The organism is Bacteroides sp. L008, assembly GCF_040812255.1.
GTDB lineage: Bacteria > Bacteroidota > Bacteroidia > Bacteroidales > Bacteroidaceae > Bacteroides > Bacteroides vicugnae.
On record NZ_JBFNXO010000001.1, the window covers coordinates 1,820,382 to 1,845,955 of the forward strand.

Genomic DNA, 25,574 nt, shown 5'->3' on the forward strand with positions numbered 1-25,574 from the left:
GGAACAATTTTCAGTTCTTTTTCAATCTAAAACTTAGCTCAACCACACACTGATCATAAGGGATGGTTTCCGGATATTTACTTCTTAAAACATCATTATCGACGATGCATTTATGCTTCTTCTGCTGAAAATCTTTATCTCCGTCACACGTTACAAATCCTTGCAGTTCCATACATGCATTCCAACGCAAATGTTCGCACTTACTCAAATTATCAAATAATGTACTGGAAACAACATCACAAACCTTAGAATAGTTCAATGTATGGGCTTCACGCTGCGTCAGTTCAACCATTTCTTTCAACCTTTCCTTATTATCTTTGCCATCCTCTCCCATGGCCCCGGCTAAAAACTTTTTGGTATCGATATGCCATACGTTAGCCCTATCCTGCTCTTCCTGATAAGCCAATTTAATTTGTGCATCCAAGCTATGTTTGTCCCGCAATGCCTCTCTACGCGCATTCCATTCTTCTTCCGCTGTTTGCTTCAGGCTTTCCTTCGCTTTCTTCTTCTCTTCAATTTCCTTCTCATTCGTTTCAGGCATTGCGTCAATCATAATTTTCTGATATGCATAATAAAATTCCTTTGCCAATACTTCAAGCACATCTGTCGATACCACATCGTATGAGAATATTTCTTCCTTCGCTCCAAAAGTTATGATTACATTCCGGGTATTGCCATAAATATTAAAATACTCTTTTATTTGCTTCAGCTGAATGGTGTTGCAACTTCCATTGACGCGCAGATAAATCCTAAAGTCATTGAAACAATCCTTCCTATATCGATAGGCATATTCGTAGAGATCAATCGCCAATGCCATCCCTTCATTATCATTTCCTATAGCAATTACAACATAGTTTAAATCATGAATGATTTCAGAGAGTTTTTCCCAGAAACGTTCGGAATGGATAGACATTTCTTCACACCATTCCAACTCATTTTTCCTCTCCTTCAAGGCAGGTGCTTTCATTAAAAAATCACCTTTCAATTCATCCATATGTTCATCAACCACATATATTTTTCGAGGATTCCTATTGCCATTTGCATCGATCAATGCCCCAAACTCATATAGAAAACGAAATGCGTCACGCCCGGTTTCTCCAAAACCAATAATCATCGACGTAAAAGGTTTCTTTACACAGGCCTTCGAAGTATCGACATCTGCAAAATTCACGGGATGATTCCTTACATTCTTTTTTAATTGCAATACAGCAAGATTAGACGAGTCGATGATATGAATCTGATGTTTCAACCCATCACATATTTCCAACTTCTGGTTCTGGTTGTTCTTACGCGCATGGCAATAAATCTGAACCTGATTATGGACTCTGTCTTCTTTACATTTCGCCATTTCCTTAAAAACAGACACCGCCTCCAGATTCAGTTCTTCATTGGGAGATAAAAAATAGAAAGTTGCCTGCGGGTACTTCTTGATTAGGTTTCCCAATCTCCTCAATCCGAGATATTTGTATAAATCAAATTCCGATTTGACTTTATCTATAACCCGGCCTGTAATTCCAAATTTAGAGTTAACCAGTATGCCGTCAAGCTCTTCTATCTTTTCTATGAATTTTTCAGTTCCGTCATGAGACGAATTAAAGAAATGACTGAATGTGAACCGACCATGAGAACTGCTTTCATTAGCAGAAAGCAACCTCACAAAAATGAACTTGCAATTCTCCCATCCTTCTTCATTCTTCCCCGTGGGCTCTGCCGCTTTTTTTCTTATACTGTCAGCAAGCAATATCGCATTATCATTGACACCCCAGAAAATAAACAGCCGGCATTTCTTCTTACTTGGAAGATTCGCCACACATAACCGCACCCATGAGATGAATCTGAATCCTAACAGTTTGATGATAAAAACCGCACTCACTATAACGGCCAGGAAATGTATCACAGAAAATATCGTCATGTAGAAAGGATCATGATGCAGTTCTTTAGGAACCTCCAAAAGATCGGAATGCGAAGCGAACATTTCCATAGAAGACAGAGCAGACCTAAATGCCAATGCTATCGAATTACTGTCACTCCCTCCCTCATTGAAAGCGTACCAATATATCAGGAAACCTGCAATAAATACTGTACCTGCAATCCATTTCAGGTTATCCACCAAGAATTTCCGTTTCTTAAAAAGCAGGTATACTAAACCTATCCCGATAATGATTAACAAAAGGGTAGAATACCCCCATTGATTTAAAAAACAAGGGTCTGTCGCGTGCTGTGCATTGCATTCACCAGTTTGAGAGATTATTGTGCTTAACATATACATATTCGATAGATTGATTATTTATTCTACAAATTTATACAAAATATTGAATAACAAATAGGTTAGTGACAAAAAACTCCGGCTTGTCAACTTCCACATCACAATTTCACTCCATCCCAATGCATCACTGCCACCCACTCTGTCGGCTGACAAGTTCCGCAAGAACGGTGCGGAACCGTAGCGACCACCAAGTCACAATGGGAAGACAGTACGATTCTTAACTCCTTCAGCAACATATCCATTTGAATGATTAAATGAAGATATTTCGTCATACACCGGATCACCCGTACATACTGATAAATGCACATATCCTCTCCCCGCCTTATCTCCCCTAATGTTTTAGGAGAGATAGCTAATTCGCTTATGAAAAAATTGTTACTAAAAATACGATCCGTATCCATTAAAGCCAATACCAAATTGCTTAAGAACTCATAAGGTTCCTGTTTTTCTTTTGCCATGTCACTCGATGATTAATAAATTATAATATTTCATTTTTTATTTGCTTTATCAAGTACTATCCACATAGGGAAGCAACCCTATTTTTAATATCCCGACCTTTGTTCCCGTTATCTGATAATCAGGTAGCGCAATCCTACAAAAACAATTTTATATGAAAGTCTTAGAAGAAATCAAAGTCTCAGTTTACAAAAACGTGTATTCAAAAAAGCCCCAAGTCATGTCTTTCCTTGAGGTCATCATCATGTGTATTCATCCTGTTTATGCAACGATTATCAACTCTATCCGCCGATATCATGCGGAAGGAGACCATGCCGCCGCACAGAAATTGAAGAGTCAACTCCCCTGCTTCACTCCGGCGGGCACATTTGACGGAGCGCATGCCATCAAACATTTTCTGCTCCCCAGCCATATTGTCGGGCTTGATTACGACCATGTAGCCAATCGTCTGGAAGTTATTCAACGATGCGCGGCAGATCCTCATACGGTGGCAGCAATAGAAAGTCCGACCGACGGTGTGAAAGTCTTCGCCTATGTGGAAGGTATCGAAGGCCGCCATCGTGAGGGGCAACAACTGGTGAGCCGTTATTACAACCAGTTGCTCGGATTGGAAAGCGATCCGGCGTGTAAAGATGAAAGCCGCCTCTGTTATTTCAGCTATTCCCCCAACGGTTATATTGCCAGTCTTTATCAGGCATTTGTTCTGGAACCGCCTGTGAAAGAAGAACCGGAAAATGTATCTGAAGAAGAAATCTCCCAATTTATTTCGTCCTATATTTTCTTTCATCCGCTAACAGCCGGTCAACGCCATTCCAACGTCTTCAAACTTGCCTGTGAAGCCTGCCGCCGGCACTATCCCCAGGAAAGCATATTACGCGAACTTACCGCATTTTTCGAACACACAGATTTTCGTCCCGAAGAGCTAACAAGTGTTTTATCGTCTGGATACAAACAAGTTAATGAACATGCATTCACTTCCACCTCAGCCAATGAGCCCTCCTTTCAAAAGGACATAAGGACAAAAAGACCTTATGGTACTACAGAAAATTCCGATGCCGACGACGAAGCCTATTGGTTGGGAGAGGAATTCCGGAAGGGAACTCCTTTATTTCCCCGAAGTTTGTACAATAATCTTCCCGATTTACTGAATGACTGTATCATCGAAGACGGAAGCGAACGCGAACAAGATGTCGCTCTCCTTTCCGATCTCACAGCCTTGAGCGCAGCACTCCCGCAGACTTTCGGAATTTATAATCATAAGAAATACTCCACGCATATATTCAGTGTCATACTTTCGCCTGCCGCCAGTGGTAAAAGCATCGCCCAAACCGGTCGATACCTGTTGGAAGAAATACATTCAGAAATTCTTGCCACCAGTGAATCCATGATGAAAAACTACCAAACTGTACATAATAACTGGCAATCAGAATGTCAAAAACAGAAAAAGAAAGGAGATGCATGCTCCGAAGAACCGCAAAGACCTCCTTTCAAGATGTTATTCATTCCTGCCACCACCAGTTATACCCGCATGCAAATGCAGATGCAGGACAACGGTCCACAGGGAAGCATCATTTTCGACACGGAAGCACAAACGCTATCCACAGCCAATCATCTGGATTGTGGCAATTTCGACGATATGCTCCGCAAGGCTTTTGAGCACGAAAATATAGAGTCTTCCTACAAAGCCAACGGCCTCATTCCGATCTATATACGCCATCCCAAATTGGCTTTGCTGCTGACGGGTACTCCCGGACAAATAGACGGTCTGTTGAGCAGCTACGAAAACGGATTGCCCAGCCGCACCCTGATTTACACTTTCCGCGAAGCCCCGCACTGGAAAGAGATGGGCGACGACTGCATCTCGCTGGAAGATTCTTTCAAACCGATCGCGCATCGTGTTTCTGAATTATATAACTTCTGCCTGGCTCATCCGGTTCTTTTTCATTTCAACCGCCTGCAATGGAACCGTCTGAATGAGATTTTCTCACGTATGCTGTCCGAGGTGGCATTGGAAGGCAACGATGACCTCCAAGCCGTAGTGAAACGCTATGCTTTTCTGGTGATGCGCATCAGCATGATCCAGACCCGTATCCGGCAATTTGAGGCATCCGATCTTTCTTCCGAGATTTATTGCACGGATGCTGATTTTGAGCGTTCTCTTCAAATCGTTCTATGTTGTTACGAGCATAGCCGTTTGTTGCACTCATCCATGCCGTCTCCTTCGGTCCGTCCACTGAAGAATCCGGACACTATTCGTAATTTCGTTCAAGAGTTGCCCGACAGTTTCACGACAGATGAAGCGATTCAGATTGGCGCAAAATATGATTTCAACCATCGTAAGGTAACACGTCTGCTAAAATCGCTTAATGGAGTAAAGATCAATAAGATATCCCATGGTTCTTACACCAAGATGAATGAGCAATAGTCACATCTGTCCTTTTTGTCCTTTTGTCCTTTTGAAGAGTCCGGAAAAACATCGGGAGATTTGAAAAAAACATCGCAATGATTGAAATCAAACATTGGGAAGTTTCGATACAAATCTCCCGGTGTTTTTTCTTTTTATCTGTACGCCTGTGTGCGTCACTATGCGTCATGCCGCTTTCCCGATGTAGTACTTTTGTCATGTAATCGATTACAAGGCAATTAAAAATTAATGATTTAAAATTAAAAGTTATGGCACAGAATTACACTCTCATGGCTCGTAAGAACCTGTTGAAACCTAATGAAACTCCGAAGTACTATGCAGTGGCGCGTAGCGGTCGTAAAGTGACGGTCAAAGAAGTTTGTAAACGTATCACTGAACGTTCTTCTTATTCCAAAGGTGAACTGGAAGGTTGTATCGGTGAGTTTTTGCTCGAAATCGTCAATGTACTGGAGGAAGGAAATATCGTCCAGATGGGGGATTTGGGTAATTTCCGTATGAGTATCAAGACCGGTACTCCTACCGATACGGCAAAGGAATTCAAGGCATCGTGCATCAATAAGGGCAAAGTGCTTTTCTATCCGGGTAGTGATCTCCGCAAGTTGTGTAAGACGTTGGATTATACATTATATAAGAGTGATTCTTCCACTGATTCGGATAAAGATCCGCTTCCTGATGATGGCGGTGATGATAATCAGGGAGGTTCCGGCAGCGGGGAAGCTCCGGATCCGGCAGCTTAATCCGTCAGTTACGGGTTGGTTATTGAGTTTATGATGTATCAGTAGTATTTATTCTTTAATTCAAATTTATATGAAAAAGCAACTTTGGAAAAACATTCTCCAGTTTATCGTGACTATCGCAACTTCAATCATTTCAGCTATCGGTGTAACGTCCTGCGTGGGGCATTAATCTCCTGCTGACCGATATGGAATATTCAGAAGAAAGCTATCTCCCACGTGAGATTAAGTTGTTGGTGATTCATTGCAGCGCAACGCGCTGCAATGTTTCCTTCACCGTAGAACAGCTTCGACAATGTCACCTGCAACGAGGTTTCAAAGATATAGGGTATCATTTTTACATCACCCGTAACGGGGAACTTCATCATTGTCGCCCGGTATCGGAGCCCGGTGCGCATGTGCGAGGTTTCAACCGGCATAGTATTGGAATTTGCTATGAAGGTGGGTTGGATGAAGAAGGTCGTCCGGCGGATACGAGAACACAGGCGCAGCGCTTCGCGCTACTTGACTTGTTGACGATTCTCAAACATCAGTATCCGGATGCGCAAATCCTGGGACATTATCAGCTTAGTGCTTCGATCCATAAAGCTTGTCCTTGTTTTGACAGTCAAAAGGAGTATATGGATATATAAAAAGAACTACGGGAGCTGGCGAAAGTGCAGTCTCCCGTAATTCTTTTTTATGTTTATATCATTTATAGTTCTCCCGGCTTTCCCAAGTAATAGGTAATAAGCCGTACTTCTCTCACAGAAAATGCCTTTGTCTTCGGATGAAAGTCCGTAGATAGTATCTCATTCATCAGCGGCTTGCATCTCCGCATCCACCTCCGGAGTTTATTGACCGAAGCACGAATTGTCAAATCCGGAAAATACATCTGGGCCAACTCTTGTTTATTATAACATTTCACTACAAAATCTGAATGTTCCATCGTTTCCTTATTACTGTTTTCTATGCTATAAAGTTACAAATATTTCAACATATAAACAAAGAAATCTGATATTATTATCCAGTATTATGAGAATAAAAAGAAATATCAACGATCTTCACAGACAGTTGATATAGTGGGAAATTCACATCGGCTTTAACCTCCGATGTCAGGGCGTAGATCAGAAATGCACCGTCGTGCTATTTCCAATCCACAATGTAGGAGAATCATGCTTTTTACAGCACGAAGCTAGGGACCTACATTTTTTCATCTCACATGCGAAACACTCACGTGTTTATTACATCTCAACATTTTCAACATTTATTTTATACCATAATTATTTTCATGAATATCAACTTATACAATCAAACGCCCCAACTCTTGCTAGCTTATTTATACTTATACCCTCTATTATAGACGCCCCCCATAATAAGCACATAAAAACTGCCAATATACAACTTGACGTTTATAGCGACTCGGATGAGTAATAAAACGATAAAACCATTCCATTCCTATATTTTGAATCCATCTTGGAGCACGACTTACTTTGCCGGTAAAAACATCAAAACTACCTCCTAAATTCAAATAAGTAGCAGTATGAATTCTATACAATTCATCCATCAACAATTCTTGTACCGGAAATCCCATTGCCACGAAAACAAAATCCGGCTGCTTTTCCTTCACATCAACCAATAAAGCCTCTTTTTCTGAAGTTTCCTTGATAAAACCATTGCGATATCCTACAATATTAATATCCGAATAAAGCTCTTTCAATTTCTTTACTGTGGCACAAATAGTATCCTCTGTACTTCCAATTAAATAAAATGTTTTCAAGGAATGATACCTTTTTATTAATTCCAGCCACAATTCACACCCCGGAATACGTTTTAACCCCTTCTCACCTTTACGGTACATAGCCTTTATAGCTCCACAACCATCTGCATACCCGATATTGGAATTGATTATATCTGCCACTTTTCCTTCTGCCCTCATTATAATTTCAGCATTCAATGACAATAACAGTTTCTTTTTATCGGTCGTATAATCTATCAATTCCTCCATATCCTGAAACGGATATACATTCACATTTTTAATTTTTACCGGAATAACCTTCATTTCATTTGTTTTATAAGAAAATCCACAATGCGTCTACAAGCCTTACCATCACCATAAGGGTTAACCGCTCTACTCATTTGTTCATAATGAATCTTATTATCAAGCAATTCAGAAACTTCTGCCACTATCTTATCATAATTAGTTCCTACTAGTTTTACAGTTCCCGCCTCCAATGCTTCCGGACGTTCCGTTGTATCACGCATAACCAAAACAGGCTTTCCCAAACCAGGAGCTTCTTCTTGAATACCACCGCTATCAGTAAGAACAATAGTGGATTTTTCCATCAAATAAACAAATAAAAGATACTCCAAAGGTTCTATAAAGAACATATTTCCCAAGTCGGTCAGATTCTCACCAAAAACCTCATGAATTGGTTTACGAACATTAGGATTCAAGTGCATTGGGTAGACAAAATCTACATCAGAATGCTTTATTGTTAATGCTTTTATAGCCTGGCACATTGAAATAAATCCATCACCGAAATTTTCACGCCGATGCCCTGTTATAAGAACCAACTTCTTACCGTTGATTAAACGCCCCATATTATAACCGTTTCTCTTTAAAGCATTTCTCAAAAAAGCATCCAAGTCGTCATCATTTTTTATCTTATTCACCACTATATGAAGTGCATCGATTACAGTATTACCCGTAATTACTATTTTTTCTTCCGACACACCTTCATTTAATAAATTCTGTTTGCTCAATGATGTCGGAGCAAAATGATAGCCAGCAATGCGTCCAGTAATCAACCGATTCATTTCTTCCGGCCACGGACTGTAAATATTATGAGTACGCAACCCTGCCTCTACATGCCCTACTGGGATTTGCTGATAAAAAGCAGCCAATGCAGCAGCTGTAGAAGTTGTAGTGTCACCGTGTACCAATACCAAATCTGGCTGAACGGCCTTAAGTACATCACGCATACCTGTCAGAACACGAGCTGTCACATCATATAAGTCTTGCCCCTGCTTCATAATATTCAAATCATAATCCGACTGGATATCAAAAATTTGAAGAACCTGGTCCAACATTTCACGATGTTGCCCCGTTACACATACTATAGTTTTAAATTCATCGGAACGTAGTTGAAACTCCTTAACCAAAGGTGCCATCTTTATAGCCTCCGGACGTGTACCGAAAACCAACATTACTTTATTCATAAAAAACTGTTTTATTTAAATGAGAGATTTGTAATAGCTCTTTAAAATTTCTATATTTTTATCAAGAGAAAATGATTCAGATATCAGTTGATAGGATTCTTGACTAAATTCTTCTCTCAAAGATCTATTTTCTATAATTTCTTTCATTGTCTCTGCTAAAGCATCAATATCACCAGGCTTTACCAAAAAGCCATTTTTATTGTTATGCAATACTTCCGGAATAGAAGCTATATCCGTGCTAATATTAGGAATACCATAAGCCATTGTTTCAAGAATAGTCATAGGAAGTCCTTCATTATAAGAAGGCAGAATGTTAACCATTGTATGCTCCATAAAAATCTTTTTTTGTTCGCCCACAATCCAACCTATATGAGCAATACGATAACTGATACCTAATTCATTTATCATTTGTTGAACTTTATCTATTTCTCCATCACCACATAAATATAACTTTATATTTTTATCAATCTGAGAGTCTAACAATTTTATGGCTTGTAATAAATCGTATATACCTTTACGCTCACAGATCACTCCAAGAAAAAGAATGTTTTTCGCATCTTTATTATATGGATTATAAGAATAGGTTCTCACTGCATTATGTAAAACTTTTACTTTAGCATTCGGGGCTTTCTCCTTCAATAAACGGACAAAACTTTCACCTAAAACTATATTCAAATCAGTCAACTCAAGGATATGCCTGACATATTTCTTTCTTTTTTCGGGAAGATTTGCATAAAATTGTTCAAACTCCGCCGCATGATGATGCATCACAGTTTTAATACCTAAAAAACTGAACGTTTGTACTAAAAATGCTTTTCTAAAGAAACTTCCTCGTTCTGCCGTATGTAAATGCACTATATCAACCTTACCTATTAGAGTCAGACATAATATCCTAATATATGCCCACATAAAGTACAATATCAGAATATATTTATGTGCATTAATATGAGTAGGTATATAGGATATTTTCACATCCTTCCAATCTTTACTATTAAGATAGTTATTCACTACCGACACCATTCCACCTTTTATAGAAAGAGCAGAACCACACATTAAAACATTTGTCATATTTTCTTAGCTTTATATTATTCTAAATCATCTAACCCGATAAGTCCAGGATAAAATTTTATAAACTAAAAAACCGACTTTATGCTTCATTTTCTCACTATAAAACCAATCCCTCCATAACGATTGATCAGCATATTGAGCCAGCACCTTTTCTGTCTCTTCATATATACTTTTAGACTTGCTCAATATAGCTTCTTTCATGACATTACGTCTTAAATCAGATTTTGCTTTATATATAGACTTCGGATTGACAGCAATTTGATGTTGCCTTGTATAATCAAGAATTATATTAAACACTATCAAAGCATCAGCTCTGACACTACAGATTTTTCTGTTTCTTGTTACACTATTCTGATTCACTCGATATCCGTATAACTCAGCATTGTAATAATAAAAGCTATTCGCATGACACAATAGCTTAAACAACACAATCCAATCTTCACCAATACGAATACCAGGGGGGAAACGAATTTCATGTTCAAAGAAAAGAGAACGCTTATAAATCCCCCCCGCAACACCCAAATTAGCTTTCCGTTGTATCACCAAATCTATATATTCCTCTCTGTCGCAACTAAAAGACGCTTCATATGAATGTATCTTTTTACTGTTTTTAAAAAGATACATTCCAAAACGCGTCAAATCATATTTATAAAATTGTATCTGATGATAAAGAATATTCAAAGCATTCTTTATCAACACATCATCTCCATCTATAAACAAAATCCATTCACCTGACGACTGCTCCAGACCTAAATTCCGAGCGCAACTTACTCCCTGATTTACTGTATGTATGGTTTTTAGGCATTTATATCGAGAAGTATATTCATCACAGATCTTGCCTGAACCATCGGTACTCCCGTCATCTACCAATATTATTTCCTGTTCGCACGGACTGTCTTCACAAATCAGACTATCTATGCACTGTCTCAACCAATCTTCACAGTTGTAAACCGGCACTATTACTGATACTTTCATTGATAATAAATTTACATCAATTTAGACAGCCCACGTTCTATTCCCCACTTCACGACATTAATCCGATGAACAGAAGATGAAAAATGTAGTATCAACCATATTATCATTTTCCCCGTAAATCCACAGTGGGAGTATAAAATCTCCAACTTATTGCGAAACATATCACGATAATGGTTATCTATTGAATTTACATAATTTGAATAAGCCAATCTAAAAATTAAATCACGTTGAGCACCGATACAAAATTCATCTATATGCGCTATAAAATCATCGATAGCTATCAGGCGTGATTCTATGTTTTTTTTACTGGGAAGTTGTGTAATACTCCCCTGACGAATGTTATAAACATAGGTATCCATTTTACAGATAGCATAAGATTTTACGCATTTAGCAGCAAAGAAATTCCAATAATCATCTTCATGCAAAAGTCCTTCCTTGAAAAACAAGTCATGCTGAACCAACCATTCATGTTTTATTAATTTATTCCAGGCAGTAGGCGGATAAATCGAACGTAACATATATCTTTTTATAATCTTTTCATCATCAGTATACTCAGATACACGTTTATTATTCATCATACTGAGATACTCATATCCAGGCTTTGTAACTACAGCACCAGCTTGTACAATTTCAGCTTGCGGATATTTATGAGCCATATTCATTAGCTGTTCGAGACATTCCGGCACCAGCCAGTCATCACTATCCAAGAAATATAAATAAAATCCATGAGCCATATAGATTCCCTCATTACGTGCCGCAGACAACCCGCCATTTTTTTGTCTGTGTTTTATCGTAAAACGAATGGGACCATTATATCCGTTCAGTATTCTTCCTACGATTTCCATACTAGCATCAGGAGAACAATCATTCACTATAATGCATTCTATCCCTTCATTATATGTTTGATCAATAACAGATTGGATACATTTCTCAATATATTCTTCAACATTGTAGACAGGAATAATTATCGACAACTCTATTTTCATATCCATTTATTTAGATTCAGCTTCTTTTATAAAACATTGAGGACGATAACAAGAATAAATATAAAGCTGCTTGTATTTAATGAACAATGCCGTTACAATCATATAATAAGCAAACGAACAATAAATATTAGTCAGAAAGACTGACAACACGTATCCTCCATGCAACAAATAGTTATCAAGTTTATTCCTACAGGCAATATTGGTTCTATTTATCAACAAAAAGAAAAAGAATATCCAAACCAAAAGACCTATATAACCAGAAGAAGCAATAGCGTCCAAATAAAGGCTTTCAAAGTACCAAGCATCTGTAGCACCATGATACTTCATGTTATGCACTATCGGATAACCATACCCCAACCCAGCAAAAAAATGGTCGGAAATAAGATGATTGACATAAATGGCTTGTCTTACACGCATACTTTTATCTGACCCTTTAAAATCATGTTCGGCAGCCAAATCATCATCCCAGAAAAACAAAGCCGTCTCAATATTGGAATGGTAAACATCGCGCACAACCGGAACATTGATATACAAAACAATACCGACAATCACGATAGCTATGCCTCTTATCAGATTCTTTCTTGTAAAAATACCTTTGTTCACAAATATACAGCCAAGAAGTAATAACATTGGCACAATAACAGAGCGCTTAGTAGAAAGAAAACAATTCAGGACTGCTAATATGATAAAACTATTCTTTAAAATCTTATTGTCTATTTTCTGATAGAATAATCCAAAAGTCAGCATAATCAATGAAATCTGTCCCCAAGGTATGGCTCCTTCTGATTGATTTCCTGATGCACTTGAGCTTAAAACCCCTCTTAATATTTCCGTACCGTTCCCTACATACAACTCCCCCGAATAATCGAATGCATTCGCAAAAAGCAAGACGTACAAGTTTATATGGGTGATATAAGTGACAATTCCCCAAACTCCTATTATCAGATAAGAAATAATCAATGTTTTCACACACAAGCGAAGTTCATCTTCATTCTTTATGGCAATCATTATCAAAAAAAAGGGTGAAACTTCCGTTAACGCAAACTGTATAAGACTTCGATATTGAAAACTATAATCGACTACACCAAAAACGCCCAATACCGCAATTGGAAAAATGAGATAAACGAAAGGAAATGTAGCGGCTTTTACATTCTTCTTACTTTTTCTCCATCTCATATGCCTTACCATAGCAAAAAAGATGAGAATAATCAGCATAAAAGTGTATAAACTTAATCCTGCAACCCGTGTCGGAGTAGGTATAATCATTTTTATTGCAATATAAAATGCACAACCATAAGCCAACGACTTAAAGCATAGGCAAAAATGTATTAATATGATAAGTATTACCAATATATGCAACATACTCAAGAATTATGTTTTATCTCAGATGTTTTATTCGTTTTGCCCTAACTGATTTATAACATTCTCAAATTCGTTTAGATACATATTTTTATCAAACAAACGCGAACGTTCAACACTATTTTGACTCATAACAGTACGTTTAGAAGGATCATTATACAACTCCATAATCGCTTTCTGGATATTATTCACAAGATCATGTTCTTTATCTATAAACAAAGTTGTTGCTGGCGTACCCTCTTCAACCATCCCCCCCGAACGGGTTGCAATAGTAGGGATTCCCGAAGCTAAAAATTCTAATATTGCTATGTTAAAAGCTTCTTCACAAATACTTGGCACTACTGCTATATCAGCCGATTTATGGTAAAGATACAGGTTCATATTATCAATATAGCCGGTAAATACAACCCTATCTTTATGCTGAGCAGCCATATTGCAAATAGAGGACTGATAATCTGTCATTTTGGCTCCTTTAAAATCGGACGAACCCACAATCATCACTTTTATTTTAGGATTATCAATAGAAAGGACAGCTTCTATCAGTTCTTTCACTCCTTTTACTTTGATAACCCTTCCACAGTAAATTATTACAAAATCATCCAATGAAAGCCCTAATTTCCGACGTATTTCAGATTTCTCCTTGAAGTGAATATTCTTAGCAAACTTAGACAAGTCTATCCTGTTTTTTAAAACCAATATAGACATATCTTTTTTAGTCATAGATGACATGAATTGCTTTTTAACAAAATCACCTACTGCAATAATATGACCAAATGTATTTTCCAGAAAAGGAGTGGAGAAAGTCTCACAATGTATATGATTGACAAATTTATCGGCTCCATACATTTTGGAGGGCTTAGAGAAGACACCAACTTCACAACCTTCACTGATTATATAATCAAATTCAGCTCCTTCATTACACAAAAAGTTTTTCACTCTACGATTAAAAGGAAGTATGATTGATATATCATTTCCTGTTAATTTCCTCACCCCTCCTCTTAATTTCCACCAAAGTTTATTCTCTCTATATTTAGGATGTTTTAACTGTATAAAATGGGTATACTTGTATTTCTTAAACTCTTGTTCAACCATTGAATCATAACACTCCACTACTGTAAACTCGAATTTTGGGGTTCTCTCATTTTCATTTATCAATAGTTCTATTAATTGTTCAATAGCACCTCCTTTTATAGCCGGTACAGGCAAAGCACCACACGTAACAAAACAAATTTTTCTCATTCCTTCCGCCTTTTCGATATTTTATTTAAGACAAAAGCGCTCATATTCAGCATATTCTGCTTATTAAAATATAAATAAAGTAATAAACATGCAGTATAAGCAAAGACAAGCTTCCAATCATCCAAAATCAAAATCACTACATATGCTAACATTAATATCAATAATTGTTTCACCATATACCAACTACAGGTGAATTTCACAAACCTACGAGAATAATACACTCGAGAAAGAGCTGTCAACAGATGAGATAAACAAATAGCCACACTGGCTCCCCATAACCCCCATTTAGGAATCAGTAAAAAATTAAATATCACCGCTGCTACTCCACCTACAACTACTGAATAGAAAGTATATTTACTTTGTCGTACAGCTGAAAATATAGTGCCTAAAAAGGCACTAGCATTTGAAAAAATTACTGAAATAGTTAGCAGTGGAATATATACCCATGCCTCATGAAACTCTTTTGCTGTCATTAAATTGATAAAAAGTTTAGCAAACATCAATATGATAAAATAGACCAACATCTGCACAAACATAATCATCTGAAACATTTTATTGTAATAGATAGCAAAATCAAGTTTCTTATATTCTTCAACAACAGTAACAATCCACGCTTGCTGGAAAAAATTAAAAACTAAATTCATAATTCCCGGTAATTTCCCTGCAACCGCCATCAACCCAAGAGCAAATAAACCTACATAATCTTCTAATAAAGGTCTGTTCAACCCCGAAATTAGCCACCACAATATAGAAGTAGGTATCAATGGAATAGAAAAACGAAGCATTTCTATCAAAGCTTCCTTATCCCAATCATTAATAGACAAATACTTATAGGATTTAGAATAAAAAAATGTAAATAATGCCGTAGCAATATTGGCTCCAATAGTTGCTAATACAAAGCCATATACTCCTTGGGTAGGTATCAAAAGAAAAGAAAGAAATGCTGTCGTTATCGTCTGTACAATACCTGTAAAACTGAACACAGACATTTGGTTGATACCTCGACAAAAGTCCTGTGTATATTTTTGAAAAACATTAGAAATAAGAATTCCATAGATAAACCATATATTATCTATGAAAATATTTTTCATAGGCAAATAAGAGATACCCCAAAATACAAACATGCATATTATGGAACACAAAAACTGAAATATAAACCCAGTAGAAAAGTAATTACATACTTTTTGCTTCGTGGCTCCTACCGGATATATGTATATAGCATCGCTTATGTCACAAGCAACTACATTGAGTAACAAATTTGCATAAATAATCAAAAGATCAGTAGTTCCATAATCAGCGGGTGAAAGCCAGTTTGTATAAAACGGCAACATGAAGAACCCCATCAATTTAGAGCCAATGTTACCAATTACTATAAAAGAAATATTCTTTACTAGTTTATCACTACGCCCCATAGGTAGTCTTTTGCATTCTACAATACAACACAATTAATGGAATAAAACCTGTTTAGCTTCTTTCAGCGTCAAGAACCCCTCATCGCGAATAAGTTCCTCATCCATCTGTTCACCCCACCAATCTATATTGGCATCTGCTCCGAAAGATAAAGCAGAGGAAGAGTTAACTGTTACCACACATTCAAACGAAACTCCCATGAAAGCAAGCATTTGCATTGGCATATCCTTATTAAAATGCAACGCTTTTGGAAATTCTTTCTCATAATTCCTTCCATCACGCGGATGTTTTTTTATAATGATATTTTCCTCACCGTAATGTGCGATTATTGTACGGTACATTTCAATCTGTTCTTTATCTGACATTTTCCCATCTTCAACAAAAGCTTGGGTAAGAAGTAGCACTTTACGACTTGCTAATTTTTGAAGATCCTCTTTGTTTAAATCAAATATGCCAAGAATATATTGCTTCTTTTCCTTAGAACTACTTTCCCATTCTTCAGATAATCTTTTTACTATATTCTTTTTCTTTTTATGATAAGGCTTATTATAAGGGGAAGATGTATAAATAGTTGTAACCATACTGCTTGTTCCTACAGGATGTTGGTAATAATCTCCAAAGAGTAAACGTTTTAGCTTTTTTTTCAAGAGAGAATATGTTTCAAATTCTTTATATTCGCGATAGAGATTTGAATTTTCCCAAATATCTAAAACATTAGGACAATCTTCAATATAATTCATTTTCAGTCCTCTCAATAGATCCCAATAAAAATCTAACCCATAAATATCAGCATCAAAAATAAAAGCCCAGTCCTTTCTCCTTTTTACAAGAGTATATAAAACCAGAACATATTTATTCTTATGCCAAAAATCCTTTAAATCAATAAATGTAGAATTAGGAAACTTATTTCTGATATTTTCAGGTATTGTATGGGCAAAAAAGAAAAATGTATTGTCAATCTCCTTTTGACTACTCATCAATAGATAGAAAGTAAGTACATATGTAGAGCAAGGTATACATACCCTTGAGGTTTTAGATTTATTCATTTTATTAGAACAATAAATTATTATATACAATTAGCGTTTCAACTTTCCATTAATAGAGCCATAAACCTAATATTTCACTACTTTAGATATTTGTTGTTACAATTATCAGACGCTATTATTATATATACCTTGATATATAATTTCAGCAAGAGTAAAATCTTCCTCCCAATCAATATCCTTGGAATGAGCTCATTCATAATATGGAGCAATGGCTTCTGTCCTATACGATTCTTTACACTTCTCTTTTATAAGAAACATACATTTCAGTAAAATACACAACATCTAGAGTAAAATACACATCATAATAATAGAACGACCTTAGCGTTTTAGCAATATGAGTAAAAACTATCTATTCATCATGTTACTTACCATCATAATTTATGCCTTCCTTTTGAAGCCATTTTTCAGTTCTAATAAGATCCTCTTCATCATGTACATCAAAACTTTCTTTTACAATTATAGGTTTTATATTATTCCCCATAAACATCCAAGGCTGTTGTCCACTTTCTTTTCCATAAATTGACTTTTTCAAATTAAGCGTCCAAAAATTGTGGCATAAAACAAAATTTGCAGGTAAGTCCTGCCGATTGGTAGAAATCTTCTGTCCTGAAAAATCAAACCATGTATCCAAACATCCGTCTGCTCTGAGTCTTTTTGACCGATAAGGATGATTATCCATTTCCAACAATACAGGGACAGATGCTGAAATATCATCATTATTTACTATATTCATTATAGATTCCTCTATCCATTCCTTTTTTACAATACCTGAATTAGCAAGTAAAACAACTAAAATATCAGGCACTATACCCGTTTCCTTCATAACCTCTAATGCGTGTATTATTGCATCCTCATGTTGTGCGGTAGGTAAAGCCAATTCTTTCGGACGCACAATTTTTTTATATCCGCATTGTGCTGCTGCATTCAATATTTTATCATCATCACTACTCACATAAAAGTCCGTAATCAATTCACAAGATTTTGCTGCCATAGCCGGATAATAAAGAAGTGGTTTTCCTAAAACTGGCAATACATTCTTATCTTTCAACGTATTATTTCCGCGTCCGGTAAGTAAAGCAACTATTTTCATAATAATATCAAACCAGCAATACTCTCTGATTCTCGTTTTTAAATTAAACAAATAGGTTATATTTCACAAATCATAAATCAATTAGCCTAATCGAAGAGCTCTTTTATTTAGTAGGCATTCTTCTCCCCCACAACCACATTCGCCACAGTCTTATAAATGATATATATATCAAGCAACATTGTCCAATGCTCCATATACCAAATATCAGCCTTAACACGTTCTTCCATCTGTGAAAGTTCCCTCGTTTCACCACGAAAACCATGTGTTTGAGCCCAGCCTGTTACCCCAGGTTTTATAAAGTGCCGTACCATATACTTATCAATCAACCGGGCGTAAGTCTCCGTATGAGCCAACATATGTGGACGAGGACCTACTATCGACATATCCCCCTTAAAGACATTGATAAACTGGGGAAGTTCATCAATATTAGAACGACGGAGAAAGTTCCCAAAACGAGTTTTTCGGGGATCATCAACCGTAGCCTGTTTGCTATCAGCTTCATCATTCACTTTCATGGAGCGGAATTTGTAACACACAAAATCGACACCATTCAAACCCGTACGCATTTGCTTAAAAAATACAGGACCGGGAGAAGTCAACTTTATGATACTTCCAACTATGAGATAAACAAAGGGAAAAACAGTAACCAGAAAAAGACCGGAGAAAACAACATCAAACATCCGTTTCAATATACGGTTCTCCATCTTACCCAAAGGCTCATAACGCAGATTCAAGATAGGCATATTGCCAACCATACTGTGCCAGATACGACGGGGAAAACCTTTACATACATTAGGAACACCATGAAAATAAAGCAAGTGGTTCTCACAATAATTCATGATAGAAAAATTATAGCGGCCCTCCTCCATTGACAAAGAACAAAAGACATGCTTGATGCCCGGATGTGCAAACATAAAATCTGAAAAAACATCAGGATTGCCCAAATAAGAACATTGAGAGGAAAGAGCATCATTCGGTTTTATATCAAAATAACCTACAACCTCATACAGAGAAGAAGTCAGGGAATTCTCCATCTCCTCATACAAAACCTGCATATTATTACCTCCTCCTATAAAAACGGCATAACGTCTATGCTTTCCCTTAGCACAATAGACTATCAGGACATGACGGATAATAATGCGATAAATACTTAAAATGACAAAGAGGAAAGAAAAATAGGAGACAAAGAAAATAGGAGAATATATAGAAATTCCACTAAAAGTCATGATACATGCCCAAAAGATGGAAAAAGCTATAATATTCTTCAATACACGCAACACTAGCTGGTCGGGACGAATTCCCCGACTATCCCAAACCCTACCACGAGAACCCGAACAGGCCAGGTAACAGAGACTTAATGAAGTCATCATCCATGAGACCCTACAGGAAAAAGGCAAAGAGACAAAAGCTTCTTCCCAAAAGAAAAGGAGAAAGAACAAAACCAAATTCAGAATGATCAGATCTCCCAGAACTGCTATAAATTCTATAAATTTATTGATTTGACTGGCGGTTGATACCATATCATATTAAAGATTGATTTTAGGCACATACTTCTTTGAACTTATTCAGAAGATCTTTTCCAAATAAATTCCAGAATACAACAAAACAAACTGACAGAAAAACAAAAGCTAAAACATATACCTTCCTACTAGTTCCTGAAGGATATAATGGCACAACCGCAGGCTCTACAACCGCAAATACAGGCTTCTCTTCCTGAACTTTGGCTCTAGCGACCTGAAGCTGACTGGCAACCTGACTATATACCTGATAAGCAAGACTCATATCATTTTGTAAACGTTCCTGTTCAGAACGAACACTCTGCAATATGACATTATCATGAGAATCCATATAATCGGCGTATTTTTTCTGTGCTTCGTAATATTCCTGCTGACGTTCTTTAAACAATTTCTCCAAATAGAGACAATCCTCTTTAGATTTGGAGGTACGATAGTCTATGATATATTCCTGCAATTTCTTAACTACAGAGTCAGCAACAACTGCAGCAACCTTAGGATGCTGCAAAGTCACGGAAACGGTAGTCATAGAGGTTTTCTTATCTACAGAAGCGGCAATCTTTTTCTTTAGTGATTCAATCTTCTGAGACTCCTTTTTGGATAATTCAATTGTACCTTGGCTCACTTTATCCGAAAAATCAGATTCATCCTCATTTTCAGTAAACAAGGACTTTACCCCACTAATTACCATACTGGGAAATCCAATAACATAGCTCCACCAAGGGGATGACTCCTCATCTAAATAGGAGCTTAAAGATATTTCTTCACTCCCTGATACAGAAACTTTCATATTAGAAAGTTCCAACAAAAAAGGGGTAGAAGAGACAATATCAGCAGACAAAGAAGCATTCAAAGCATCAGTGCCGTCACCCATAGAAACTCCACTTCCTAAAAAAGAAGCCGCCAAACCGGATATTCCCCCACCTTTGTTATTACCCATTTCCGGAGAAAGGGTGACTTCAACCGTGTACTGCTTAGGGATACTGATTGCTATAATAATGCCAATTATCAGTCCGATGCCAGTCGCTTTATAAATTTTCTTACGAATACCTATAACCTTACGAAGAAGATCCATCAGATCGATTTCAATCTCATCATCATTGTGAGTATTGTGCAACTGTTTTGTTTCCTTTTCAGACGATTGTTCCATCAAAGTAGATATAATAAAGGTATTATAAGGTATTCGTTATTTCTTGATTAAATTAGCAATAGAAGCAACCATCATTCCTAAAGTGCTGAATGTAGTAGCGTAACCTAAGATATTTCCAATATTAGTCTTTTTCTTAGCTTTACTAGGTACAATTATCTCACAACCTGGCTCAATTTGCTTCTTACCACTACCTTTCACTTTAGTTACCTGACCATTCATATAAACTATAAATTTCTTACTCTTCTTTGCATTTTCAGAATAACCACCAGCTTGATCCAGATAATAGTCTATATTCTTTCCTTCCATATAAGAAACTGTATTTGGAACCATTACGGCACCATTAATTGTAACCGTATTATTGTTTTTCGGAATAGAAATCACATCACCCTCACGTAATACAATATCTGCTGTACTACCAGGATTCGCGAGCGCCTTTTCCAAGTCAATACCAACACTAAAGGTATCTTCCACACGAACACCCAAAGAGTCCATCATAGCTTCACCCAACTGTCGACTCATCAAGCGGATCACATCACCCATGCGTTTCTTTTCACTTGCATTGGCCACACGAGTCAATTTGGCACCACGTAAGTAGGCATAATTCGTTGCACCTCCCGCTTTATTAATCAAGTCCGAAAGACGTTCTTCACGACTGGTCATAGCATAAGACCCTCCGAACAGAATTTCACCTTCAACAACTACATTCTGTTGAGCCTGATAACCCGGACTACGACGTACATAAACTTCATCATAAGGTTGAAGGACAAAGCCGGGAGTACCATCCACTATAAAACCTTCTTTCAGGGAGAATGTATATATCTGGCCGATAGTATCGTTGTCTACTGTACTACGAGGATTCTTAATTCTTCGGGATACATCTACACGGACTACAGAAGCGGCTTCACGCAATCCACCTGCCTGAATGATCAAGTCTTCAAGGGTCATGTTATCAGCATAAGGATAAGAATCCGGTTTGGCTACCTCACCGTGGATTACGACATTGCCTCTGTCTTCCAAGTCATGAATACTCGGAATATAAAGGATGTCATTTTTCATCAGGATGATATTTTGAGAAGTACCGTCCATGATGGCTTTGATGTCTACCGGAACAACTTCGGTAGTCAAGTCTTCACGCTGACGGTAGAGAACAGCACGGTTTAAGAAGGCATCACCAGTCAGGCCTTGAGCTTCGTTTACCAGTTCACGGACTGTATTCAGTTTTCCATTCAGCTGGTAGATGCCGGGACGATAAACGGCTCCACGGATTTCAAGTTTATTGATGAAGCGGTTAAGGATGGCTTCGGCGGTCACAACATCACCGTTTCTCATTTTATAGACACTATAGTCAAGGTCTTTGACTGTGTTTACTTCATATTCCTGTCCGTTCTGACGTACGACACGTAAGGAACGGGTGTAAGCGTCAGCTTCAAAGCCACCGGCATAGCTGATAAGAGTGGATAGACTTTCATCCTTTTTCATTTCGAAACGCATTGGGCGTTTCACTTTTCCGTCGATCTTAACCAATACGTCATAGGCGGGGACAATCACTACATCGCCTTCCTGAAGGCGGATGTCATCCTGAATGTTTCCTTTCATGATAAATTGGTAGACGTCGATCGTGGCGATATTTTTGCCGTTACGTACCAGCTGGACATTGCGAAGGCTTCCTATGTCACTGACTCCACCCGCACGGTAAAGTGCATGGAAAACTGTGGCAAAAGAAGAGAGGGAGTAAGTGCCTGGTTGGACAACCTCACCCATTACATTGATCTGGATAGTACGTATGCTACCCAAAGTCAGACGGATGTCAGAGGTGGGATCATTCGTATTATTAAGACCATTATATATCTTGTTTAATGTCTTTTTGAGATAGTCGTTGGCTTCAGCAATGGTTAGTCCGTTCAGGTTGACAGGACCTATTTTCTGAATGTTGATCGTGCCGTCAGGAGAAATATGCTGACGGATAGTGTTCTGGCTGGCTCCCCAGATGTCGATAATCACTTCATCACCGGGACCCAGACGATAGCTTAAGGGAGTGGCGATGTTGACGCTGGGTTCAAAAGTCAGATTACGGGTGTTGAAGATGTTTCGTCCGAAAACCTGGTTGCCACGTGCGAGGTCTTGAGTGCTTGGGTGGTCTTCCAGCATATCGGAAGTATTTTCTTTCATTTCCTCACGCAGGCGTGATTCATTGACATCGGTACCTGTTGCATTGGAAGCATTGACATTGTTTTGCTGCTCATATAGTTGCTTCACACGCGTTGCCTGCTCTTTGGTCACGCCTTTGCGTGCCAGTTCGGAGGCTAGTTGCTTTTGTTCTTTACCCTGGCGGATGCCGTCCTTGACATATTCAAGAACTTGAGAGTCGCTCATGTTTTGAGCCATTAAGGGAGAACAAACTCCCAACAGCAGAATGAATAGAAATACGTTAAAGTTTTTTAGTATCGTCATTGGTAATCTTTGTAGGTTCTACATAACCGATTGGCATATCGACACAAGCACAGCCAAGCATATTTAAACGAACGGCAATCTTACTCTTTCCGGCTACAGTCACAAGTTCGCCGACAAGCCCGCTCAAAGGACCTTTTATGACACGAACTTTCTCACCACGCGCCAGTGGAGTATCATTCATACAGACTGCTTCTTCGGAATAATCGAGCATAAAACGGAAACGTGCCATCTGCTCGTCAGGAATAACGGCAGGAGTACTCTCTCCACGCATCACCATATAACGGCTGACCGTAGAAAATGAAAGAACTTCCATACGTTCTTTTGGATTGACATGTACAAAAACCATCATTGGGAGTAAGACTGTATTAACCATCTTACGACGGTCGCTCCATTGATGAATTTGCTGCTGAACGGGAACAAAAGAATCAATTCCCATTTTAGATAAACGTTCGGCAACTTTCTTCTCATGATGCATTCGAACAAGTGCTACATACCAACGTTTTGAGTGTGCTACGCCTTCCCCTGTCCCACTACTAGGCCCGGCATTTACTGATTTCGGTTTCGTTAAAATCATATTTTTTTACCCCATGTTATTCCGTTACTTCTTAGGTAACGGACAACACACATTTAGAATACACATCGTTGTGAAAAAAGATAAAAAATCGATTATGAGGGAATATAAAAGCAGGTACCTAACATTCAATATAAAGCATTCTTGAATTTAGGTAATAAAAAGTCTTTGAGCATGAAGATGTTATCCTTCATGTTCAGATAGATTCATGTTGCATATTTTAGAGAAAAAGGAAAAAAAGAAGTTTTTTGTTTGTTTGCTATTAATATTTTTACCTATCTTTGTAGCGAATATATTTCCGTTACCTAAGAAGTAACACTAGCATTAAATCCCTAATCCATAATGCTTTAATAATACTAATCAGAACATTTTAAAATTACAAACGTAAGAATAATTCAATTTATTCACTTTTGTTCTTTCTTCCAATTCGAAACCCTTTAAATATATCTGTGTTGTTTTAATAGATTTGTGTCCTAGTGATTCGCTAATCATTTCGATAGGTACACCTCTGTACTTGGCAGTCGTAGCCCAAGAATGACGAAGCGTATACGACGTGACGGGCGAATGTAGCCTTAATTTTCTGGACAGGCTTTTCAACTCATTATTAAAACGTCTCAAAGCTGACTGATACTCACGATAGGCTCCTTCTTCATTCCGCTTGTACGCTCCGCTTAATATCCGGAAAAGATAATCAGGATAATCGGAACTCCGGGCATCTGATTTATTATACAGTCCCCCAATTGCATTCTGCGCTGACTCTAACACTTCTATGCTCATAGGAGTACCGGTCTTGATGCGATTGTACTTTAAAAGTCCCCGCTCCAAATTGGACTTTTCCAAATGGGCTAAATCAGAAAAAGGCATTCCACAAAACTGAAATAACAGATTGGCAATGGCTTGCGTCCGGCGAAGCTTTTCCGATTGAGGATCTTTGTTTAATAGCATGTGAAGTTCGCCGATCGGGATAGCTTTCTTCTGACGTGTGTCTACCCCGGTAAAAACATCCCGGAACAAACCATGCACATAAGGAGCTTGATGCATATCGACACCACGATTGTAGATACTACGCAGCATACGCATATACGTAGAAATCGTATTGGGCTTCAAACGGGAAGCCATCAGGTAGTTGCTATACCTCTTTAGAGTTTCACGGTTTATCTTACTAAACGTGATGGATTGAGTTCCACAAAACTGCGAAAAAGAACGAATAGCGTGTTTATACACATGGGCCGTAGAATAACGACCCTCTTGTCGCAAACAATCAATGTAATTGTTTGCACAAATAGTAAATCGATTTTTTTCCATAAATTATAACTTATCTCATACGTGTTATTAAAAACGTGCGGAATATAGTAAGATTATAGATAAAATGAACCACAATTTTTAATTTACTCACTATTTTAGATGGATTTTCAATTTATTTCTAAAAAAAATAAGTGAAGACATGCAGTATTTTCAATAACCGTGCATTTAACTTATAACAGAGGAAAAAAGAGAAATCAAACCATAATATCATTAAAACCTACAACCTGAGCTTAACAAGTGAAGTGGGGAAAATAAAAAAGAGAGAGAGTTTTTTATACAACGTCCCCAAAAACGAGGAATCCCTGCCAATTTTCGAGTTGGCAGGGAT

General features: G+C 37.7%; 22 protein-coding genes. 4 read left to right on the plus strand and 18 right to left on the minus strand.

Features of this window, described 5'->3' with window-relative positions; all coding sequences use genetic code 11:
* Positions 1-10: 10 nt before the first annotated feature.
* Both AB3G73_RS07385 and AB3G73_RS07390 read right to left on the minus strand, forming a co-directional pair.
* Positions 11-2,269 (minus strand): hypothetical protein, encoded by a 2,259-nt coding sequence (locus tag AB3G73_RS07385; RefSeq protein WP_367744172.1) that lies wholly within the window; start codon positions 2,267-2,269, stop codon positions 11-13.
* Positions 2,270-2,364: 95 nt separating this feature from the next.
* The gene (locus AB3G73_RS07390; RefSeq protein ID WP_148367890.1) at positions 2,365-2,724 is read right to left on the minus strand and encodes a hypothetical protein; all 360 of its coding nucleotides are present in this window, start codon (positions 2,722-2,724) and stop codon (positions 2,365-2,367) included.
* Between the two features lie 152 nt (positions 2,725-2,876).
* On the opposite strand from AB3G73_RS07390, the gene AB3G73_RS07395 reads away from it, so the two are divergent.
* From AB3G73_RS07395 to AB3G73_RS07410, 4 genes are all read left to right on the plus strand, one after another.
* A complete protein-coding gene (locus tag AB3G73_RS07395) occupies positions 2,877-5,147 on the plus strand; it encodes a DUF3987 domain-containing protein (protein ID WP_367744176.1) in 2,271 nt (756 codons plus the stop codon).
* A gap of 248 nt (positions 5,148-5,395) precedes the next feature.
* Positions 5,396-5,884, plus strand: coding sequence for an HU family DNA-binding protein (locus AB3G73_RS07400; protein WP_148367888.1), 489 nt, complete (start codon positions 5,396-5,398; stop codon positions 5,882-5,884).
* A 70-nt stretch (positions 5,885-5,954) separates the two neighbouring features.
* A complete protein-coding gene (locus AB3G73_RS07405) occupies positions 5,955-6,053 on the plus strand; it encodes a smalltalk protein (RefSeq protein ID WP_004303901.1) in 99 nt (32 codons plus the stop codon).
* 16 nt (positions 6,054-6,069) lie between these two features.
* Positions 6,070-6,513: an N-acetylmuramoyl-L-alanine amidase gene (locus tag AB3G73_RS07410; protein ID WP_195650444.1), complete on the plus strand. Its 444-nt coding sequence runs from the start codon at positions 6,070-6,072 to the stop codon at positions 6,511-6,513.
* A 62-nt stretch (positions 6,514-6,575) separates the two neighbouring features.
* Here the strand turns inward: AB3G73_RS07410 and AB3G73_RS07415 are convergent, their stop codons facing one another.
* The 16 genes from AB3G73_RS07415 to AB3G73_RS07490 form a co-directional block, all read right to left on the minus strand.
* Positions 6,576-6,809, minus strand: a complete 234-nt coding sequence (locus AB3G73_RS07415; protein WP_004296628.1) for a DUF4248 domain-containing protein — start codon at positions 6,807-6,809, stop codon at positions 6,576-6,578.
* A 408-nt stretch (positions 6,810-7,217) separates the two neighbouring features.
* On the minus strand, positions 7,218-7,922 hold the full coding sequence (locus AB3G73_RS07420; protein WP_234133893.1) for a WecB/TagA/CpsF family glycosyltransferase: 705 nt from the start codon (positions 7,920-7,922) through the stop codon (positions 7,218-7,220).
* Complete coding sequence (wecB, locus tag AB3G73_RS07425; RefSeq protein WP_298047589.1) at positions 7,919-9,082, minus strand: non-hydrolyzing UDP-N-acetylglucosamine 2-epimerase; 1,164 nt, start codon at positions 9,080-9,082, stop codon at positions 7,919-7,921. Before wecB ends, AB3G73_RS07420 begins: the two co-directional genes overlap by 4 nt.
* A 15-nt stretch (positions 9,083-9,097) precedes the next feature.
* Entirely contained in the window at positions 9,098-10,150 is a 1,053-nt protein-coding gene (locus tag AB3G73_RS07430; RefSeq protein WP_298047592.1) for a glycosyltransferase family 4 protein, read from the minus strand.
* A 27-nt stretch (positions 10,151-10,177) separates the two neighbouring features.
* Positions 10,178-11,125 (minus strand): glycosyltransferase, encoded by a 948-nt coding sequence (locus AB3G73_RS07435; RefSeq protein ID WP_234133896.1) that lies wholly within the window; start codon positions 11,123-11,125, stop codon positions 10,178-10,180.
* 11 nt (positions 11,126-11,136) lie between these two features.
* A complete protein-coding gene (locus AB3G73_RS07440) occupies positions 11,137-12,111 on the minus strand; it encodes a glycosyltransferase family A protein (RefSeq protein ID WP_298047596.1) in 975 nt (324 codons plus the stop codon).
* A gap of 6 nt (positions 12,112-12,117) precedes the next feature.
* Positions 12,118-13,473 carry an O-antigen ligase family protein gene (locus AB3G73_RS07445; protein ID WP_367744199.1) on the minus strand — a complete coding sequence of 452 codons (1,356 nt, stop codon included), beginning with the start codon at positions 13,471-13,473 and terminating at the stop codon, positions 12,118-12,120.
* 30 nt (positions 13,474-13,503) lie between these two features.
* Positions 13,504-14,709 carry a glycosyltransferase family 4 protein gene (locus tag AB3G73_RS07450; protein ID WP_234133899.1) on the minus strand — a complete coding sequence of 402 codons (1,206 nt, stop codon included), beginning with the start codon at positions 14,707-14,709 and terminating at the stop codon, positions 13,504-13,506.
* Positions 14,706-16,121 (minus strand): polysaccharide biosynthesis C-terminal domain-containing protein, encoded by a 1,416-nt coding sequence (locus tag AB3G73_RS07455; protein WP_234133900.1) that lies wholly within the window; start codon positions 16,119-16,121, stop codon positions 14,706-14,708. Before AB3G73_RS07455 ends, AB3G73_RS07450 begins: the two co-directional genes overlap by 4 nt.
* Before the next feature lie 33 nt (positions 16,122-16,154).
* Positions 16,155-17,165, minus strand: a complete 1,011-nt coding sequence (locus tag AB3G73_RS07460; RefSeq protein WP_234133901.1) for a glycosyltransferase family 52 — start codon at positions 17,163-17,165, stop codon at positions 16,155-16,157.
* A 361-nt stretch (positions 17,166-17,526) separates the two neighbouring features.
* Positions 17,527-18,255 carry a CMP-N-acetylneuraminic acid synthetase gene (locus AB3G73_RS07465; protein ID WP_298047607.1) on the minus strand — a complete coding sequence of 243 codons (729 nt, stop codon included), beginning with the start codon at positions 18,253-18,255 and terminating at the stop codon, positions 17,527-17,529.
* Between the two features lie 107 nt (positions 18,256-18,362).
* The gene (locus AB3G73_RS07470) at positions 18,363-19,775 is read right to left on the minus strand and encodes an undecaprenyl-phosphate glucose phosphotransferase (RefSeq protein WP_234133903.1); all 1,413 of its coding nucleotides are present in this window, start codon (positions 19,773-19,775) and stop codon (positions 18,363-18,365) included.
* Between the two features lie 19 nt (positions 19,776-19,794).
* Positions 19,795-20,931 (minus strand): chain-length determining protein, encoded by a 1,137-nt coding sequence (locus AB3G73_RS07475; protein ID WP_234133905.1) that lies wholly within the window; start codon positions 20,929-20,931, stop codon positions 19,795-19,797.
* 24 nt (positions 20,932-20,955) lie between these two features.
* Complete coding sequence (locus AB3G73_RS07480; protein ID WP_367744214.1) at positions 20,956-23,370, minus strand: SLBB domain-containing protein; 2,415 nt, start codon at positions 23,368-23,370, stop codon at positions 20,956-20,958.
* Entirely contained in the window at positions 23,348-23,944 is a 597-nt protein-coding gene (locus tag AB3G73_RS07485) for a UpxY family transcription antiterminator (RefSeq protein ID WP_195650139.1), read from the minus strand. The genes AB3G73_RS07480 and AB3G73_RS07485 overlap by 23 nt, the downstream gene beginning before the upstream one ends.
* Positions 23,945-24,301: 357 nt before the next feature.
* Positions 24,302-25,246, minus strand: a complete 945-nt coding sequence (locus AB3G73_RS07490; protein WP_148364976.1) for a site-specific integrase — start codon at positions 25,244-25,246, stop codon at positions 24,302-24,304.
* Positions 25,247-25,574 lie beyond the last annotated feature (328 nt).

Coding starts and splice junctions, on each gene's coding strand:
- AB3G73_RS07455 (WP_234133900.1), bottom strand. CDS start 16,121: ATGGGGCGTAGTGATAAACTAGTAAAGAATATTTCTTTTATAGTAATT.
- AB3G73_RS07410 (WP_195650444.1), top strand. CDS start 6,070: ATGGAATATTCAGAAGAAAGCTATCTCCCACGTGAGATTAAGTTGTTG.
- AB3G73_RS07430 (WP_298047592.1), bottom strand. CDS start 10,150: ATGACAAATGTTTTAATGTGTGGTTCTGCTCTTTCTATAAAAGGTGGA.
- AB3G73_RS07415 (WP_004296628.1), bottom strand. CDS start 6,809: ATGGAACATTCAGATTTTGTAGTGAAATGTTATAATAAACAAGAGTTG.
- AB3G73_RS07440 (WP_298047596.1), bottom strand. CDS start 12,111: ATGAAAATAGAGTTGTCGATAATTATTCCTGTCTACAATGTTGAAGAA.
- AB3G73_RS07395 (WP_367744176.1), top strand. CDS start 2,877: ATGAAAGTCTTAGAAGAAATCAAAGTCTCAGTTTACAAAAACGTGTAT.
- AB3G73_RS07400 (WP_148367888.1), top strand. CDS start 5,396: ATGGCACAGAATTACACTCTCATGGCTCGTAAGAACCTGTTGAAACCT.
- AB3G73_RS07385 (WP_367744172.1), bottom strand. CDS start 2,269: ATGTATATGTTAAGCACAATAATCTCTCAAACTGGTGAATGCAATGCA.
- AB3G73_RS07450 (WP_234133899.1), bottom strand. CDS start 14,709: ATGAGAAAAATTTGTTTTGTTACGTGTGGTGCTTTGCCTGTACCGGCT.
- AB3G73_RS07470 (WP_234133903.1), bottom strand. CDS start 19,775: ATGGTATCAACCGCCAGTCAAATCAATAAATTTATAGAATTTATAGCA.
- AB3G73_RS07405 (WP_004303901.1), top strand. CDS start 5,955: ATGAAAAAGCAACTTTGGAAAAACATTCTCCAGTTTATCGTGACTATC.
- AB3G73_RS07435 (WP_234133896.1), bottom strand. CDS start 11,125: ATGAAAGTATCAGTAATAGTGCCGGTTTACAACTGTGAAGATTGGTTG.
- AB3G73_RS07390 (WP_148367890.1), bottom strand. CDS start 2,724: ATGGCAAAAGAAAAACAGGAACCTTATGAGTTCTTAAGCAATTTGGTA.
- AB3G73_RS07420 (WP_234133893.1), bottom strand. CDS start 7,922: ATGAAGGTTATTCCGGTAAAAATTAAAAATGTGAATGTATATCCGTTT.
- AB3G73_RS07485 (WP_195650139.1), bottom strand. CDS start 23,944: ATGATTTTAACGAAACCGAAATCAGTAAATGCCGGGCCTAGTAGTGGG.
- AB3G73_RS07460 (WP_234133901.1), bottom strand. CDS start 17,165: ATGAATAAATCTAAAACCTCAAGGGTATGTATACCTTGCTCTACATAT.
- AB3G73_RS07480 (WP_367744214.1), bottom strand. CDS start 23,370: ATGACGATACTAAAAAACTTTAACGTATTTCTATTCATTCTGCTGTTG.
- AB3G73_RS07465 (WP_298047607.1), bottom strand. CDS start 18,255: ATGAAAATAGTTGCTTTACTTACCGGACGCGGAAATAATACGTTGAAA.
- wecB (WP_298047589.1), bottom strand. CDS start 9,082: ATGAATAAAGTAATGTTGGTTTTCGGTACACGTCCGGAGGCTATAAAG.
- AB3G73_RS07490 (WP_148364976.1), bottom strand. CDS start 25,246: ATGGAAAAAAATCGATTTACTATTTGTGCAAACAATTACATTGATTGT.
- AB3G73_RS07445 (WP_367744199.1), bottom strand. CDS start 13,473: ATGTTGCATATATTGGTAATACTTATCATATTAATACATTTTTGCCTA.